Source organism: Halomonas sediminis (genome assembly GCF_044871105.1).
Taxonomy (GTDB): Bacteria; Pseudomonadota; Gammaproteobacteria; order Pseudomonadales; family Halomonadaceae; genus Vreelandella; species Vreelandella zhuhanensis.
Genome location: NZ_CP085246.1, coordinates 883,484 through 898,257, shown reverse-complemented (window position 1 = coordinate 898,257; position 14,774 = coordinate 883,484). Strand labels below are relative to the sequence as shown.

The window sequence follows — 14,774 nt, the reverse complement described above, 5'->3', positions numbered from 1 at the left end:
CCATCTGCAGACCACTTCAACCGAGGATGGCAATGACATCCACCACTGGCAAGGTGATCGTCGGCATGTCCGGCGGCGTCGACTCTTCCGTGTCCGCCCTGTTGCTGTTGCAGCAGGGCTATCACGTCGAAGGCCTGTTCATGAAGAACTGGGACGAGGACGACGGCACCGAGTACTGTACGGCCAAGGACGATCTCGCCGATGCCCAAGCGGTATGCGACAAGCTTGGCATTCCCTTGCATACGGCCAATTTTGCTGCCGAATACTGGGATAATGTCTTCGAGCACTTTCTCGCCGAGTACAAGGCCGGGCGCACGCCCAATCCCGATATCCTGTGCAATCGCGAAATCAAGTTCAAAGTATTTATCGAATACGCCGAAATGCTGGGAGCCGAGAAGATCGCCACCGGCCATTATGTGCGTCAGGGGCTGGCAAGCCAAGGCACGGACGAGGTTCGCCCCCGCCTGCTCAAAGGACTCGACCCCAACAAGGATCAGAGTTATTTCCTGCACGCCGTGCCCGAAGCGGCTATCGCCAGAACTCTGTTCCCGGTGGGCGAGCTGGAAAAACCCGCGGTACGCGAGCTTGCCGAACGTCATGACCTGGTGACGGCCAAGAAGAAGGATTCCACCGGCATCTGCTTTATCGGCGAGCGCCGCTTTCGTGACTTTCTGCAACAGTACCTGCCCGCACAACCGGGCAAGATCGAAACGCCCGATGGCCAGGTGATCGGTGAGCACATGGGGCTGATGTACTACACCTTGGGCCAACGCCAGGGCCTGGGCATTGGCGGTCTGGCCGATTACTCGGAAGACCCCTGGTACGTGGCGGTCAAGGATCTTGAACGCAATGTACTGGTGGCCGTTCAAGGCAAGCATCACCCCCTGCTCTATACCGATTCATTGGCGACCGAAGCCATGGACTGGATTGCCGGCAAGCCTCCCGTTCACAAGGGGCGTTTCACCGCCAAGACCCGCTATCGCCAGAACGATGTACCCTGCACGCTACGTACCCGCGACGACGGCGGTGTCGAGGTACATTTCGACACCCCGCAACGCGCCGTCACTCCCGGGCAATCACTGGTCATCTATGATGGTGAAATATGCTTGGGTGGCGGTGTGATTCGAGATACCTGGAATGCCCTGGAGTCAATCGCATGAATTCTCCCACTCCGATTCATCGCGCTCCTGATTCCCCGGCAACGCGTCAGGCACTGGCATTGGCCGGCGTCTTCCAGGCAGCCAGCCTGGTCGATGAACTGGCGCACACCGGCCAGGTTGACCAACGTGCCTGGGATACCCTGATTCGCGCCACCGTCGACACCAACCCGGAAAATTTCGAAGCGATCTACGGCGGGCATCCCAACAACCTGCGGCGCGGCCTGGAAACACTCGAAGCCCTGGTCGGGCGCAAGCAAGCCAATCCGGTGGTGCTGCGCTACGGTTTTTCGCTGTTATTGCTGACCAACAAGCTGCGCGCCAACACCGATATGCTCGACACCCTGGGCCGGAAGCTCAGCCATATTCAAGGCCAGGCCGAGCATTTCGGCGCTACCCATGAAAATGTGATTGCCAGCCTGGGCGAGGCCTACCAGGAAACCATTTCAACCTTCAAGACCCGCGTTGTGGTGCAGGGCGATCCCTCTCTCTTGCAAAGCCGCATGATGCCCGAGCGTGTGCGCGCCTGCTTGCTTTCCGGCATCCGCTTCGGCCTCTTGTGGCATCAGCAAGGCGGCCGTCGCTGGAAGCTGATATTCCAGCGCAAGGCCCTGCGCACCGCTCTGGATAGCTTGAGCTGAGCGCCCGTCACGCCTACCGCCATACCTGCGCCGACTTCTTCGCCGCTTCACTTGATCACGATCGACCTGGAACCCATGCCATGCAACTTTCCGCTCTTACCGCCCTGTCCCCCGTCGATGGCCGCTACGGCGCCAAAGCCGCTTCTCTGCGTGAACATTTCAGCGAATTCGGGCTGATTCGTGCCCGTGTGATCGTCGAGGTGCGCTGGTTACAGCGCCTGGCCGAACATCCGCAAATCCTCGAAGTGCCCCCGTTTTCCGCCCAGGCCACGGCATTTCTGGAAGCGCTGCTGCGGGACTTTTCCGTGGAAGACGCCGAACGCATCAAGGATATCGAGCGCACCACCAACCACGACGTCAAGGCGGTGGAGTATTTTCTCAAGGAACGCATCGAACCCCAGGCCGAACTCAATGCGGTCACCGAGTTCATTCACTTCGCCTGCACCAGCGAAGACATCAACAATCTTTCCTATGGGGTAATGCTCAGCGACGGCCTCAAGGCCTTGCTGCCCGGCATGCACCAGATGGCGGATGCGATCGGCGCACTGGCCGATGTCCATGCCGCCGAACCGATGCTTTCGCGCACCCATGGCCAAACCGCCACGCCCACCACGCTGGGCAAGGAAATGGCCAACGTCGCCTATCGCCTGAAGCGTCAGCTCAAGCAGATTGAAGCCGTGGAAATCCTGGGCAAGATCAACGGCGCGGTGGGCAACTACAACGCCCACTTGACCACCTATCCGGAGGTCGATTGGCAAGCCAACGCCCAAACCTTCGTCGAGGGCCTGGAACTTGCCTTCAACCCCTATACCACTCAGATCGAACCGCATGATTATGTGGCGGAACTGTTCGATGCGATGTGTCGCTTCAACACCATCCTGATCGATTTCGACCGCGATGTGTGGGGCTATATTTCGCTGGGTTATTTCAAGCAGAAGACCGTGGAAGGCGAAATCGGCTCATCGACCATGCCGCACAAGGTCAACCCCATCGATTTCGAGAACTCCGAAGGCAACCTGGGGCTGGCCAACGCGATACTCGGCCATCTGGCGCAGAAACTGCCCATCTCACGCTGGCAGCGCGACCTGACCGACTCCACCGTGCTGCGCAACCTGGGCGTCGGCCTGGCGTATGGCCTGATTGCCTATCAAGCCAGCCTCAAGGGCATCAGCAAGCTGGAAGCCAACCCGGAACGCCTGGCAAGCGACCTGGACAACAGCTGGGAAGTGCTCGCCGAACCCATCCAGACCGTCATGCGCCGCTACGGCATTGAAAAACCCTATGAAAAACTCAAGGAACTGACTCGCGGCAAGCGAATCGATCAAGCGGGTTTCGCCGCCTTCATCGACACCCTGGAGCTGCCTTCGGCGGTCAAGACCGACCTCAAGGCATTGACGCCTGCCAGCTATATCGGTAACGCCGAAGAGCAGGCGCGGGCATTGTCGAGCCGAATCGCGTCTCTGTAGTTTTCTGTCAAAGCGTCGTTTCGACCGAATGACTTTCATCGCCATTACCGAGGGCAGCGCCATGCGCCACCGCGAGCCACCACCGTCTCTACTGGGCGATCTTACGCCCGCCGATTTTCTGGCCCATTACTGGCAACAGAAGCCGCTGCTGATTCGCGGTGCCTTGCCTGATTTCATCAGCCCTATCGATCCCGATGAACTGGCCGGTCTGGCTTGCGAAGACGGTATCGAAGCCCGCCTGGTTGAAAAAAACGGGCCCGAAGGCCCCTGGCAGATCAGCCATGGCCCCTTGGATGAAGCCACCTTCGCCCGGCTGCCCGAACAGGACTGGACGCTGCTGGTGCAAGCGGTTGACCACTACGTGCCGGAAGTGGCCGCTCTGCTCGAGCATTTCACCTTTTTGCCCCGCTGGCGGGCGGACGATATCATGATCAGCTACGCCCCACCGGGAGGTAGCGTGGGTCCGCATGTCGACCAATACGATGTCTTTTTGCTCCAAGCAAGCGGCCAGCGTCGTTGGCAACTGGGGGGCAAGATAGGCGATGAGGCACCGATCATTGCCGGTATCGACCTGCGTATTCTCGAGCAGTTCGAGATCGAGGCCGGTGCCGACTGGGTGCTCGAACCCGGTGACATGCTCTACCTGCCACCGGCCTGGGCGCATCACGGCGTCAGCCAGTCCGATGACTGCATGACGATCTCGGTAGGCTTTCGCGCTCCCTCAGCGGATGAGGCCATCACGTCCTTCGCCGATTACCTGGGCGAGCAACTTCCGGCTTCACTGCGCTATTCCGATGCCGGCATGGCACCCCCTGCCGACCCCGGCGAAGTGGATGATGCCTCAGTGGAGCGCATGCGCGCATTGATTCTCGACACATTGGACAATCCGACTCAGCTGGCTCAATGGTTCGGCCGGGTAATGACCCAACCCAAGTATGCGGATCAACTGATACCTGCCGACACCCCCACCGATACCGAATCGCTTGTCGCTGAGCTACAAAACGGTGCCGAGCTGATGCGCAGCCTGGGGTCACGCTTCGCCTGGCGCGCCCAGGACGGCCGTGAGGCCACCTTGTTCGTGGATGGTGACGGTATTGCCTGCGCCTTGCCGCTGGCTAAAGCCTTGGCGTCGGACATACCGCTGGATGCAACACTACTCAAGCTTCCCGGCGCACCGGAACTCCTGGCGAACCTGGTCGATCGTGGAAGCCTTTCCTGGCCGGTGGAGGAACTGGAGGAATGAGCCCTACCCTGACTCTTCAAGAGGGCGACTGGGCGAGCCTCGGTGAAGCCGCCGGGGCAATTCGCCGATGTGTCTTCATCGTTGAGCAACAGGTGTCCCAGGAAGAGGAATGGGATGGGCTCGACCCGCACTGCCGTCACTTTTTGGCATATCGCGGCATGCAGGCGCTGGGGGCCGCACGCCTGCTTCCCGACGGTCACATCGGCCGTGTCGCGGTACTCGCGGAAGCGCGTGGCCAGGGGGTGGGGCGAGCATTGATGGAGGCCGCCATTGCCTGCGCTCAGCGCCACGGTCACCGCCGGGTGGTGCTCAGCGCCCAAACCCATGCACTGGCTTTCTACGAGTCCCTCGGCTTCGTCAGCCAAGGCGAAGAATTCCTTGATGCCGGCATTCCCCACTTTGAAATGGTGCGCCCCCTTACCGGTTGATCATCCCACCTCCTTGTTTCCCGCCAGCGAAAAATGACTACAGCAAGTGCGTCGCCAGACCACTTCTGTAGTCAAGCTACAACCATGCCTGCCCCCAACTGCCAATTGTGCCAATTGCCTGCTTCCAGGATAGTGATCACCAACACAGCGTCCTGATCACTGCCAAGGATTCCTTGGTACCCAGACTTTTATACTAGAGACCTTTTTGCTAGAGACAATTCACACCAAGTGGTCGAATCTAGACGCGACTTCGCAGGTGCAGCATAAGACAACGCTCATTTGCCGCAAGAGACATTTGCTATAAAAGACAACGGCAAACGGCTAACACTGAAAACGAAAGGATGGTTCTCATGTCAACACTGCTCGAAGACATCAAGGCAATATCACAATTGCGCGAAGCCCAGGGTGGCAAGTGGGCTAACATCAATCCTGAGCATGCGGCTCGCATGCGTGCTCAAAATCGTTTTCATACCGGCCTGGACATCGCCAAGTACACCGCCAAGATCATGCGTGACGACATGGCGACCTACGACGCCGACACCTCCAAGTACACCCAGTCGCTGGGTTGCTGGCATGGTTTCATCGGCCAGCAGAAGATGATTTCCATCAAGAAACACTTCAACACCACCAAGCGCAGCTATCTCTACCTCTCCGGGTGGATGGTCGCAGCACTGCGCAGCGAGTTCGGCCCGCTTCCCGATCAGTCCATGCATGAAAAGACCTCGGTCGCCTCACTGATCGAAGAGCTTTACACCTTCCTGCGTCAAGCCGATTCCTGGGAACTCAATCACCTCTTCCGTGACCTGGAAGAAGCCCAGAAAGCCGGTGACGAGGCCAAGCAAGAAGAACTGATCAGCAAGATCGACAACCATGAAACGCATATTGTCCCGATCATTGCCGATATCGACGCCGGTTTCGGTAACGCCGAAGCGACTTACCTGCTGGCCAAGAAAATGATCGAAGCCGGTGCCTGCTGTATCCAGCTGGAAAACCAGGTATCCGACGAGAAGCAGTGCGGCCACCAGGCTGGCAAGGTTACCGTCCCGCACGAAGACTTCATCGCCAAGATCAACGCCGTGCGTTATGCCTTCCTCGAGCTGGGTGTGGATGACGGCATCATCGTGGCACGCACCGATTCACTGGGTGCTGGTCTGACACAGAAAATCGCCGTAACCAACGAGCCGGGTGATCTGGGTGACCAATACAACAGCTACCTCGACGGCGATGTCATCGAAAAAGCGGAAGACATCAACAACGGCGACGTGGTGATCAAGCAAGGTGGCAAGCTGGTCAAGCCCAAGCGCCTGGCCTCCGGCCTCTACCAATTCAAGGAAGGGACCGGTGAAGACCGCGTGGTGCTCGACTGCATTACCAGCTTGCAAAACGGCGCTGACCTGCTGTGGATCGAGACCGAGAAGCCTCACGTCGGTCAAATCGCTGCAATGGTCAACCGCATTCGCGAAGTGTGCCCAGACGCCAAACTGGTCTACAACAACTCGCCGTCGTTCAACTGGACACTCAACTTCCGCCAGCAAGTGTTCGATGCATGGGAGCAGAAAGGCAAGGACGTTTCCGCCTACGAGCGAGCCGACCTGATGAACGAAAAGTACGACGATACCGAGCTTGGCAAGGTGGCCGACGACTGGACCGCCAACTTCCAGCGCGACGGCGCACGTGATGCAGGCATCTTCCATCACCTGATCACCCTGCCCACCTACCACACGGCGGCCCTGTCCACCGACAACCTGGCCAAGGGCTACTTCGGCGACGAAGGCATGCTGGCTTACGTTGCCGGCGTGCAGCGCAAGGAAATTCGCCAGGGCATCGCGACCGTCAAGCACCAGGATATGGCCGGCTCCAACATCGGCGATGACCATAAGGAATTCTTCGCCGGTGAAGCGGCGCTCAAGGCAGGTGGCAAAGACAACACCATGAACCAGTTCTAAGCATAGGTTTCAAGAACTGCTTCAAGCACCACCCGAAGGGAGGCCTCAGGCCTCCTTTTTTGCGTGTTATTTGCACCTTGCCCGCTTTTATTTCTTGCTACACTCGCGCTGAATTTACATGATTCGACATGAATGCCGCTTCTCTCGGGAGCTTTTGCATTATCCGCTGGTCTTAATGGCTTAAGTCGCGTATCTTGTTAAAGAACAGCGTTCTATAACTAAGCCCTACTCGAACCCGCTTTGAGTGCACGCCTAAAAATATTCGATAATCGTAAATACACGTCGTGACGTAACTGTCCTGGAGGTTTTGATGAAACGTATTCTCCCTATTGCCGCAATGAGCCTTCTGACACTAGCAGGTTGTGCCAATACAGCCCCTTATTCCGGTGATGTCTACCGTGGCGATCAGGCAAAAACCAGTCAAAGTGTCAGCTACGGCACCGTCGTGGCGGTACGCCCGGTACAAATCCAGGCCGACAGCCGTGCTGGCGGTCTCTTGGGTTCAGGTGGCGGTGCCATCATCGGTGGTTTGCTGGGCAATCAGGTGGGTGGCGGTAGTGGCCGCCAGTTGGCAACTGTCGCCGGCGCCTTGGGTGGCGCTGTCGCGGGTACTGCCGCGGAAGATGCGACTAACCGGGTCAATGCCCTGGAAATGGAAATCCGTCGCGATGACGGTACTGATGTCGTCGTGGTACAACGTGCCGACCATCAATTTCAGCCCGGCCAGCGGGTCCGCTTGATCGGTAGCGGCAGAAACGTCAGCGTAGCCCCTTACTGATCCCACGACACCCAACACCTAAAATTGACCGAAAAAAATGCCCGGGAGCAAAATCCCGGGCATTTTTATTTCTACTTCTGTTTGCATCAGAGTGCCTCGCCAAGTCGAGGCACTGACATCAATGCGTGAACTTGCCGGAAAGCCAGGTCGCAAGCTTGACCGCAATAATCCCGATAATGGCAAGAAGCAACACCACCAGCAGTATATCCACTGGGCGCACAAGGGTAGTGGCGCCGAGAATGGCCAATACTACAGACCACATCAAGCGATTTTCTCCATGGCTTTTAAGCACACCTGGAAGCACTTTATCGAGACCTTGGCTGATGCCTTTATCCCAACGGGCGTAGGTAAAATAGAGAATCAAGGCAAACGCAATTACCCAAATCAATAAGATGGTCATATGAAAGTCTCCGCAAGCAGTTCACTGGACGAGGGGAAAAGATGTGGCATAGGGTATCCCTGCCCGAGCAACGGCGCAACATCGCCGAAAGGCGAGTAAGCCCGGAAATTCTCGTTTCCCCCTGACACAGCCTCTTTCACGCGTTACCATATTGGGACATGCACTCAGCGAAAGGCTATTCCCATGCAAATCGCACAAAACGCAGTCGTCGCGTTTCACTATACCCTCACCAACGATGAAGGTGAGGTATTGGACAGTTCAGAAGGCCGCGAGCCGCTGACTTATCTCCACGGTGCGGGCAACATTATTCCGGGTCTGGAAAAAGAACTGGAAGGACATGAAACTGGTGAGAAGCTCACCGTCAAGGTAACACCGGAAGAAGGCTACGGTGAAGTCCAGACGCAACTGATGCAGGAAGTGCCGCGCGATGCCTTCCAGGGTGTGGAAAGCGTTGAGCCGGGCATGCAGTTTCAGGCGCAGACTCAGGGCGGCCCACTGATGGTCACCGTGACGAAAGTGGAAGGTGATACCGTCCTGGTTGATGGCAACCATCCGCTGGCGGGCCAACATCTCAACTTCGATGTCGAAATTGCCGAGGTGCGTGAAGCTAGCGAAGAAGAAACCGAGCACGGCCATGTGCACGGCGAAGGTGGTGTCGAGCACTGATATCGCAGCCATTGCGCAGCCAGACACAGAAAGGGCGGCCTATCGGCCGCCCTTTTGTCTTTTCTATAGCCATACCTATTGGTTAAGCGTTTTATTGCTTGACCGCTGGCACCCGGCGTTCGAAGCGCCATAGCCCCACGGCGATAACCAACGTCACCGCCAGCAGCAACCAGGAAGCCGTTGCCACGCCTGACCAGCCGGCGTGGCGCCAGAATGGTTCCAGCCAGAACCCGCCCAGACTTGCCCCCACGTAATAGAACACCAGATAAAGTGCCGAGGCACTGCCACGTGCGCCTTGGGCATGACGCCCCACCCAGCCGGAAGCCAATGAATGCGCCAGAAAGAACCCGAACGCATTGATGGTCAGGCCCAGAATAATCAAAGGCAGTGGCTGGGCAAGCGTGATCCCGGTTCCTAGCATCAAGATCACCACACCCGCCATCATGCACAACGAGGGTGACCAGCGCTTCGCCAAGCGCCCTGAAAGCATCGAGCCCAGCGTTCCTCCCAGATATGTCAGGAAGATCAGCCCCAGCCCGCTGGCAGCCAATGCATAAGGCGCCTCTGCCAAGCGAAAGGTGATGTAGCTGTACTGATTGATGAAAATCAGAAAATTGATCCCGCCCAGCAGATAGGCGGCCAACAACACCGGATTGCGTAAATGGCCGCGCAAATCACCCAGCGCCCTATTCAGTTCGAAACGACGCGGAACGAACGCTTGGCTCATGGGCAGCAGGTACCAGAACACCACCCCGCCTACCAGGGTCAGTCCGCCCACGGTGAGAAACCCGGCCATGGGTCCGCCGATTTCCGCCACACTCCCGCCTATCACGCGTCCACTGATGCCTCCCAGCGAATTGGCGGCGATATAAAGCCCCACCGCACTGAGCAGTGCCGGCCGTTCGAACTCATCGGCCATCCAGGCAATCGCCACCGCCGGAAGTCCGCCCAGTACAAACCCCTGCACCAGGCGCAACATCAGCAACGCTTCAAAACTCGGCGCAAATGCCAGCGCCAGTGAACACAACCCCGCCAGCAGCAGGGTCAGACGCATGATGCCTTCACGGCCGATCGCATCCGAGAGGGGACCGAATACCAGCAGCGAAAAAGCCAACGACAGGGTAGCTACCGACATCACCAAATTGACGCCCAGGGTCGAGACTCCGTAAATCTGACGCAGTTCGGGCAAAAGCGGCTGTGGAGCATAGAGATTGATGAATACCAGGAAAGACCCCAGGCAAAGGGCCAGGGTGGCGCGCCACCAGGCGCGACTGTGAGCTTCAATCATGCATATGGCCGGCCGGAGGATTCGTCAAAAAGATTATTGGCTTAGAGCGACGCTCAGCTGTGCAATATGGTTTGGCTCGATAGCACGACGCGACTGCCAGTAATAACGCTGCCAGTAACTGTTGTCCAGCCGCGAAAGGGTAACCCCTCGAGAGGTAGAGGCATGCAGGAAGTGCCCATCACCCACGTAAATACCCACATGGTTGTAGGGGCCGGGAGGACGGAAGAAGACTAGATCGCCTGCCTGAAGCTCTTGGCGGTCGATCTGGTTTCCTTGATGAATTTGTCCTCGGGTCGTACGGGGTAATTCCAAATTGAACATGTCACGATAGATATTGCGTACCAGTGCCGAACAGTCGATGCCTCGGTCGGTGGTGCCGCCGATACGATACGGCGTTCCCGACCAGCGTTGGTGCTGGACCATCAAGGCTTGGCGCACCAGAGTGACAGAGGGTTGTTGCAAACCACGCCCCTGAGCAATGGGATTGTCCACCGGCGACATCCGCGCGCCCCTTGGCGTCGCCATACCCGGCAGCGTCAAAGCAAAATAGTCTCCGGGGGGTTCGATATCGTCTTGGGAGGGGGAGCCGGCACAACCGGCCAGCAAGACCACTACAAGACAGGCGCTGACTGCACGTACTGCTGTCACAGCAGGGTGTGGCGTAGCATCCATGCGCAATATCTCCGATAACCGATTAAAAAAATGAAAAAAATTGAGTAAAAGACGCTGGCGCCACGACTATAGCCGGATTAATCGACGCTGGCGAGACTCAGCCACGTCGATTGTCGGCGGCTCAATGCAAGGTGCGGAAATCTCCCGGCAGCGTATCAATGTGCAGCGGGGCGAAATGGCGTGGCTTGGCACCGGGGAAATCCAGGCTTGTCCAAGCCCCGGCCAAGGGCGGCGCGCCGCTGAGCCATGCGATGAGTGCTTGGCGAAAACCCGCCAGAAAACTTTCACGCTCCGGCGTTTCTCCCATGAAAAAAGAAAATCCGGCATACATGCCCCGCGCATAATCTTCCCAGCCGGCATAGTGATTCGCCGCCAAGGCATAAGCCTTTTCCAGCTGAGCGGCGAACTCGGTTGCCGACAGCCAACCGAGCTGACGCCCGGCGATCGTTAGATCCACCAATTGCGCAACGTCCCAGGCGGCCATATCCACGTCGTTGCACTGATCTTCGTTGTCTCTGATCCGGCAGAGCCGCAGCAGATGATGACGTTCCTCGTCGAGACAGTCTCCCGACTCCATAATGGCGATTTCCGCTTCCAGGCGCTCAGGATTGAGCGTATAGGGCGCGTAATTGATCTGGTATTCTTGACGATCCCCGGACTCTAGCATGAAGGCCAGGAACTCCTTCATTTCCGTGGCACCGTTCAAGCCATAATGTCCGTCCACCCATTCACGAATGGCTTGGCACTCACGTTCGCTTTCAGGCTGTGGCTCGCTCCAGACAGCTGTATTGAGCGGGCCGACCAGCGCCATGGCGGTAAAATGCGACAGACTCGGCCGGGCGCCGGGCTCCTGCCAATCGCCGGGATGCCAGTCCAGCCAATGGAAGATACTCCCCGGGTCTTGCAGGTGCCATTGAAGCTCTTGAATCAACGACGCCTCATCGAGTTCGGGCAGGCAAATTTCCCAAGCAAGCCAAGCTTCCAGCAATCGCCGAGCATCCGGATAAAAGCGGCATAAGCAGCTGCGCAGCGACGTGGAAAACTGATCCAGTTCAGCAGCCTCGAACAGACCGCTATCCATCGACATGTGCAGGTAAAAGGCGAACTTTTCCGCCATATGAATGGTTGCCGCATGGCGACTCACCCCTTTCAGGGCATTGCGCTGACGCAAGTCGTCGGGCATCGGATCGCCAAATAGCGTATGGGAGGCAGGCAGGGCACCATGGGCGGCATCGGCAGCCAACTGATTCAAATGATGCGCCTGGGCCGGCAACCAATAGCGAGCCAGTGATCTCGCGCCTTCTTCGGCATGCAACCCCAGTGTTTCCTGAAGGTATTCAGCCGCATCAGCACGGCGCGCCTCAGGCACCGGTGCGCGGGGATTGGCCTGGCGCAACATCAAATCCGGCTCACGCACGCCTGCCAAGGCCAATAACCAATGGTCAGGGTCGCGTCGCCAGGCGCGCATGGCCTCTTGCGAGGCCTCTCGGGTGGTTGTATCCAGCAGCTCGATCAGGGGAAGGTGCCAAGGGCTAAGCGGGTTCTTGAGCAAGACATCATGACGTAATGCTGCCTTGTGGCGCAGATCCTTGCCTTCGAACAGGCTTTGCCCACGCTGAAAGGCGTTCAGCACTGCATGCCAGTCATGGTAGCGCCGCCCTAGCAAGTCGACGGCGTGGGCGGCAAAGGCATCGGCTTCTTGCTGCGTAAGCCAACCACAGCAGGCTCCCGCCCAGGCCAACTCGACCAGGCGAAGCCAGTCCCAGGCAGCCCACTCCAGTGGCTCACCCTGAGTGACGAATCCATACAGAATCGGCGAATGTGGCTCCTGTGAGGGCATACTTTCCCGCCACGCGCTACGTTGGGACTCATCCAGCGCCACCAACATATCAGCCTCGATATCCCAACGCTGACGGTCGCCTTGAGCTCCCAGCCATAACAAAGCCGTTACTAACTCATCACGGCTTTGTAACTGCCATACCTGCTTTAACCATTCGCAAGCCTCGGGCCAGTCCCTGTCACCTGCGGGGTACACAACTACCGGACGCAACAACGCACATGCACGCCAGCTCTGCTGATCAGGCGTATCAGGCCACAGTGTCGGTGCATTGCCGGCATGCGCCAGCCATTCGATAAGTCGCTCCCAGGTAACACCCTCCCCTTCACGTTCCAAGGTTTCCAGGGCTTCACAGGTTTGTATGAAGCCATCGTCACCTTCGAGCCAGCCGCGTGCATTTCGTGCGCGGCGCAAGGCCTTGAGCCAGTGCTCAAGGCCGCTATATTCACGTGTAATGCGCAGCACGAGCTGCCAGACCCATGCCTTGGCTCGCGGTTCGCTCAGCCAGCCGGCCGCTCCTGCCAGGGCGGTCAATTCCAGCGCAGAGAGCAGTGTCTCGGCATTTGCCTGAGGCGATAAGGAATCCAGGAGTTGGCCAGCCAGGGTTCCCCGGCTGGCCACCTTCAGTTCGACCAGACGTTGCTCGGCGGCCTCGGCGTCCACCACCGTAGGGGGAGGAGTAAATGCCCAGTCGCATAACACCAGCTGCTGGGCCCACCAGGCATTCAGGGGGTCAACCAAGGATCACCTCGAAAAAATACAACCAAGCCGGATGAATACCGGCAGAACGGTATAGTGTAACGGAAAGCAGGCAATAGACGATTATTCTGCCAACTCTTTAACGCTTATCGCAAACAGCCCGGCGCAAGGCCGGGCAAGATATGAAAATGTTTCGGGTTTAAAGAGCTGGGGGTCAGGCTTGCCTGACCTTGCTGATCACCCAAAGCAACACCACCGCCCCCACGATTGCAGTGACCAGCGAGCCGATAAATCCACCGGCTTGTAGCCCCAGCAAGCTGAACAGGAAACCGCCGATCACACCTCCCACGACCCCGACACCGATATTGCCCAGAATACCGAAACCTCCGCCGCGCATGATGTTTCCGGCAATCCAGCCAGCCAACCCACCAATGATCAACCATGCTATCAATCCCATTGCATTCTCCTTGTGTTTTACCTCTTGGTTCAGCTTGCCATACCATAGTGCATAATAACTTTTAGTGCCTAACCATACCTTAGCAGAACGACAGCGTGCGCGAGACATTCGCTCCGCTCGCCCTCACTCAAAGGAGCTTTCATGATCCCCGCCTCGCTCAAGAACTTGCTGAACGCCACCCAAGGACAACGCTCCACGCACTGGGAAGGCCGCGAGGTGGTGCTCTTTAATACCATCTGGGGCGAACTGGCAATCTCCCTGCAAGGTGCCCAGGTATTACATTTCCTGCCTCGCGGCTCGGGTGGAGAAGACAGCGGCTGGTTATGGCTGACCCCGACCCCCAACGCTTGCCCCGGCAGCATAAGAGGAGGAATTCCGCTGTGTTGGCCGTGGTTTGGTGACGAACGCTATGCCGATGAAACACCCGATCGCAGCGGTCCCTTTCATGGCCTGGCCCGCAACGCTCTCTGGCGACTGGAAGCGGTCGACGAGCACGAAGAAGGCATCGAAGCTCACCTTTCCCCCACGCTACGCCTACATTCTCAGCTCACAGCGCGAGTGGTCATCCAGGCCAATGCCCAGCGCCTGCATGTTGAGTTGATCAGCGAGAATATCGGGCATGAACCGCTCAAGGTGAGTGGCGCCCTGCACAGCTATCTGTCGGTGAGCGACGTCCACCAATGCCGCCTGGAAGGCCTCGCCGGTGCGCGTTATCTGGACAAGCTCAAGGATTTCTCGGAAAGCGAGCAACAAGGAACGCTGGCCATTCGTGGCGCTATCGACCGCATTTACCACAGCAACCAAGCCTTGCTGTTGAACGATGGTCAACGCAGCCTGCGAATCGGCAAGCAGTCCAGCGACTCCACGGTGGTCTGGCACCCGGCGGACAATCGGCCCGCCGATATTCCCGCAGACGCTGGCCGTCATTTCTTGTGCGTAGAGGCCGCCAATACACGTCTCGATCCTGTCTGGCTGGTGCCTGATGCCCAGCATCTATTGGGTACAACGTTAAGTCTAGGCTAACGTGAATGTGGCTGAGGCCTGAACCGGCCCAGTCGGTATGATATTGTGCTGATCCAATGGCTACCCTGCTCCA

General features: G+C 57.9%; 14 protein-coding genes. 9 read left to right on the top strand and 5 right to left on the bottom strand.

Going from position 1 to position 14,774, the window contains the following annotated elements; all coding sequences use genetic code 11:
• Positions 1 to 32: 32 nt before the first annotated feature.
• From mnmA to LG290_RS04280, 7 genes are all read left to right on the top strand, one after another.
• Positions 33 to 1,160 carry a tRNA 2-thiouridine(34) synthase MnmA gene (gene mnmA / locus LG290_RS04310; RefSeq protein ID WP_499836387.1) on the top strand — a complete coding sequence of 376 codons (1,128 nt, stop codon included), beginning with the start codon at positions 33 to 35 and terminating at the stop codon, positions 1,158 to 1,160.
• Entirely contained in the window at positions 1,157 to 1,798 is a 642-nt protein-coding gene (gene hflD, locus LG290_RS04305) for a high frequency lysogenization protein HflD (RefSeq protein WP_499836386.1), read from the top strand. Before mnmA ends, hflD begins: the two co-directional genes overlap by 4 nt.
• 80 nt (positions 1,799 to 1,878) lie before the next feature.
• Positions 1,879 to 3,264, top strand: coding sequence for an adenylosuccinate lyase (gene purB, locus LG290_RS04300; protein ID WP_499836385.1), 1,386 nt, complete (start codon positions 1,879 to 1,881; stop codon positions 3,262 to 3,264).
• A 61-nt stretch (positions 3,265 to 3,325) separates the two neighbouring features.
• Positions 3,326 to 4,507, top strand: a complete 1,182-nt coding sequence (locus LG290_RS04295) for a JmjC domain-containing protein (protein ID WP_499837022.1) — start codon at positions 3,326 to 3,328, stop codon at positions 4,505 to 4,507.
• Positions 4,504 to 4,935, top strand: coding sequence for a GNAT family N-acetyltransferase (locus tag LG290_RS04290; RefSeq protein WP_499836384.1), 432 nt, complete (start codon positions 4,504 to 4,506; stop codon positions 4,933 to 4,935). Before LG290_RS04295 ends, LG290_RS04290 begins: the two co-directional genes overlap by 4 nt.
• A gap of 350 nt (positions 4,936 to 5,285) precedes the next feature.
• Positions 5,286 to 6,881: an isocitrate lyase gene (locus tag LG290_RS04285; RefSeq protein WP_499836383.1), complete on the top strand. Its 1,596-nt coding sequence runs from the start codon at positions 5,286 to 5,288 to the stop codon at positions 6,879 to 6,881.
• A 310-nt stretch (positions 6,882 to 7,191) separates the two neighbouring features.
• Positions 7,192 to 7,659 carry an outer membrane lipoprotein gene (locus tag LG290_RS04280; RefSeq protein WP_114487927.1) on the top strand — a complete coding sequence of 156 codons (468 nt, stop codon included), beginning with the start codon at positions 7,192 to 7,194 and terminating at the stop codon, positions 7,657 to 7,659.
• Between the two features lie 118 nt (positions 7,660 to 7,777).
• On the opposite strand, the gene LG290_RS04275 is transcribed toward LG290_RS04280, so the two are convergent.
• The gene (locus LG290_RS04275) at positions 7,778 to 8,059 is read right to left on the bottom strand and encodes a hypothetical protein (protein ID WP_160419741.1); all 282 of its coding nucleotides are present in this window, start codon (positions 8,057 to 8,059) and stop codon (positions 7,778 to 7,780) included.
• A 183-nt stretch (positions 8,060 to 8,242) separates the two neighbouring features.
• On the opposite strand from LG290_RS04275, the gene LG290_RS04270 reads away from it, so the two are divergent.
• A complete protein-coding gene (locus tag LG290_RS04270) occupies positions 8,243 to 8,725 on the top strand; it encodes an FKBP-type peptidyl-prolyl cis-trans isomerase (protein ID WP_499836382.1) in 483 nt (160 codons plus the stop codon).
• Positions 8,726 to 8,816: 91 nt separating this feature from the next.
• Here LG290_RS04270 and LG290_RS04265 read toward each other — a convergent pair whose 3' ends face one another.
• The 4 genes from LG290_RS04265 to LG290_RS04250 all read right to left on the bottom strand — a co-directional run bounded on the left by LG290_RS04265 (position 8,817) and on the right by LG290_RS04250 (position 13,678).
• Positions 8,817 to 10,013 carry an MFS transporter gene (locus LG290_RS04265; RefSeq protein ID WP_499836381.1) on the bottom strand — a complete coding sequence of 399 codons (1,197 nt, stop codon included), beginning with the start codon at positions 10,011 to 10,013 and terminating at the stop codon, positions 8,817 to 8,819.
• A gap of 33 nt (positions 10,014 to 10,046) precedes the next feature.
• Positions 10,047 to 10,685, bottom strand: coding sequence for a C40 family peptidase (locus LG290_RS04260; RefSeq protein ID WP_499836380.1), 639 nt, complete (start codon positions 10,683 to 10,685; stop codon positions 10,047 to 10,049).
• A 121-nt stretch (positions 10,686 to 10,806) separates the two neighbouring features.
• Positions 10,807 to 13,263 carry a DUF1266 domain-containing protein gene (locus tag LG290_RS04255; RefSeq protein ID WP_499836379.1) on the bottom strand — a complete coding sequence of 819 codons (2,457 nt, stop codon included), beginning with the start codon at positions 13,261 to 13,263 and terminating at the stop codon, positions 10,807 to 10,809.
• A 172-nt stretch (positions 13,264 to 13,435) separates the two neighbouring features.
• Positions 13,436 to 13,678: a GlsB/YeaQ/YmgE family stress response membrane protein gene (locus tag LG290_RS04250; protein ID WP_160419746.1), complete on the bottom strand. Its 243-nt coding sequence runs from the start codon at positions 13,676 to 13,678 to the stop codon at positions 13,436 to 13,438.
• A 141-nt stretch (positions 13,679 to 13,819) separates the two neighbouring features.
• Here LG290_RS04250 and LG290_RS04245 point away from each other — a divergent pair, with 141 nt between their 5' ends.
• Positions 13,820 to 14,701 carry a D-hexose-6-phosphate mutarotase gene (locus tag LG290_RS04245; protein ID WP_499836378.1) on the top strand — a complete coding sequence of 294 codons (882 nt, stop codon included), beginning with the start codon at positions 13,820 to 13,822 and terminating at the stop codon, positions 14,699 to 14,701.
• Positions 14,702 to 14,774 lie beyond the last annotated feature (73 nt).

Coding starts and splice junctions, on each gene's coding strand:
- mnmA (WP_499836387.1), top strand. CDS start 33: ATGACATCCACCACTGGCAAGGTGATCGTCGGCATGTCCGGCGGCGTC.
- hflD (WP_499836386.1), top strand. CDS start 1,157: ATGAATTCTCCCACTCCGATTCATCGCGCTCCTGATTCCCCGGCAACG.
- purB (WP_499836385.1), top strand. CDS start 1,879: ATGCAACTTTCCGCTCTTACCGCCCTGTCCCCCGTCGATGGCCGCTAC.
- LG290_RS04295 (WP_499837022.1), top strand. CDS start 3,326: ATGCGCCACCGCGAGCCACCACCGTCTCTACTGGGCGATCTTACGCCC.
- LG290_RS04290 (WP_499836384.1), top strand. CDS start 4,504: ATGAGCCCTACCCTGACTCTTCAAGAGGGCGACTGGGCGAGCCTCGGT.
- LG290_RS04285 (WP_499836383.1), top strand. CDS start 5,286: ATGTCAACACTGCTCGAAGACATCAAGGCAATATCACAATTGCGCGAA.
- LG290_RS04280 (WP_114487927.1), top strand. CDS start 7,192: ATGAAACGTATTCTCCCTATTGCCGCAATGAGCCTTCTGACACTAGCA.
- LG290_RS04275 (WP_160419741.1), bottom strand. CDS start 8,059: ATGACCATCTTATTGATTTGGGTAATTGCGTTTGCCTTGATTCTCTAT.
- LG290_RS04270 (WP_499836382.1), top strand. CDS start 8,243: ATGCAAATCGCACAAAACGCAGTCGTCGCGTTTCACTATACCCTCACC.
- LG290_RS04265 (WP_499836381.1), bottom strand. CDS start 10,013: ATGATTGAAGCTCACAGTCGCGCCTGGTGGCGCGCCACCCTGGCCCTT.
- LG290_RS04260 (WP_499836380.1), bottom strand. CDS start 10,685: ATGGATGCTACGCCACACCCTGCTGTGACAGCAGTACGTGCAGTCAGC.
- LG290_RS04250 (WP_160419746.1), bottom strand. CDS start 13,678: ATGGGATTGATAGCATGGTTGATCATTGGTGGGTTGGCTGGCTGGATT.
- LG290_RS04245 (WP_499836378.1), top strand. CDS start 13,820: ATGATCCCCGCCTCGCTCAAGAACTTGCTGAACGCCACCCAAGGACAA.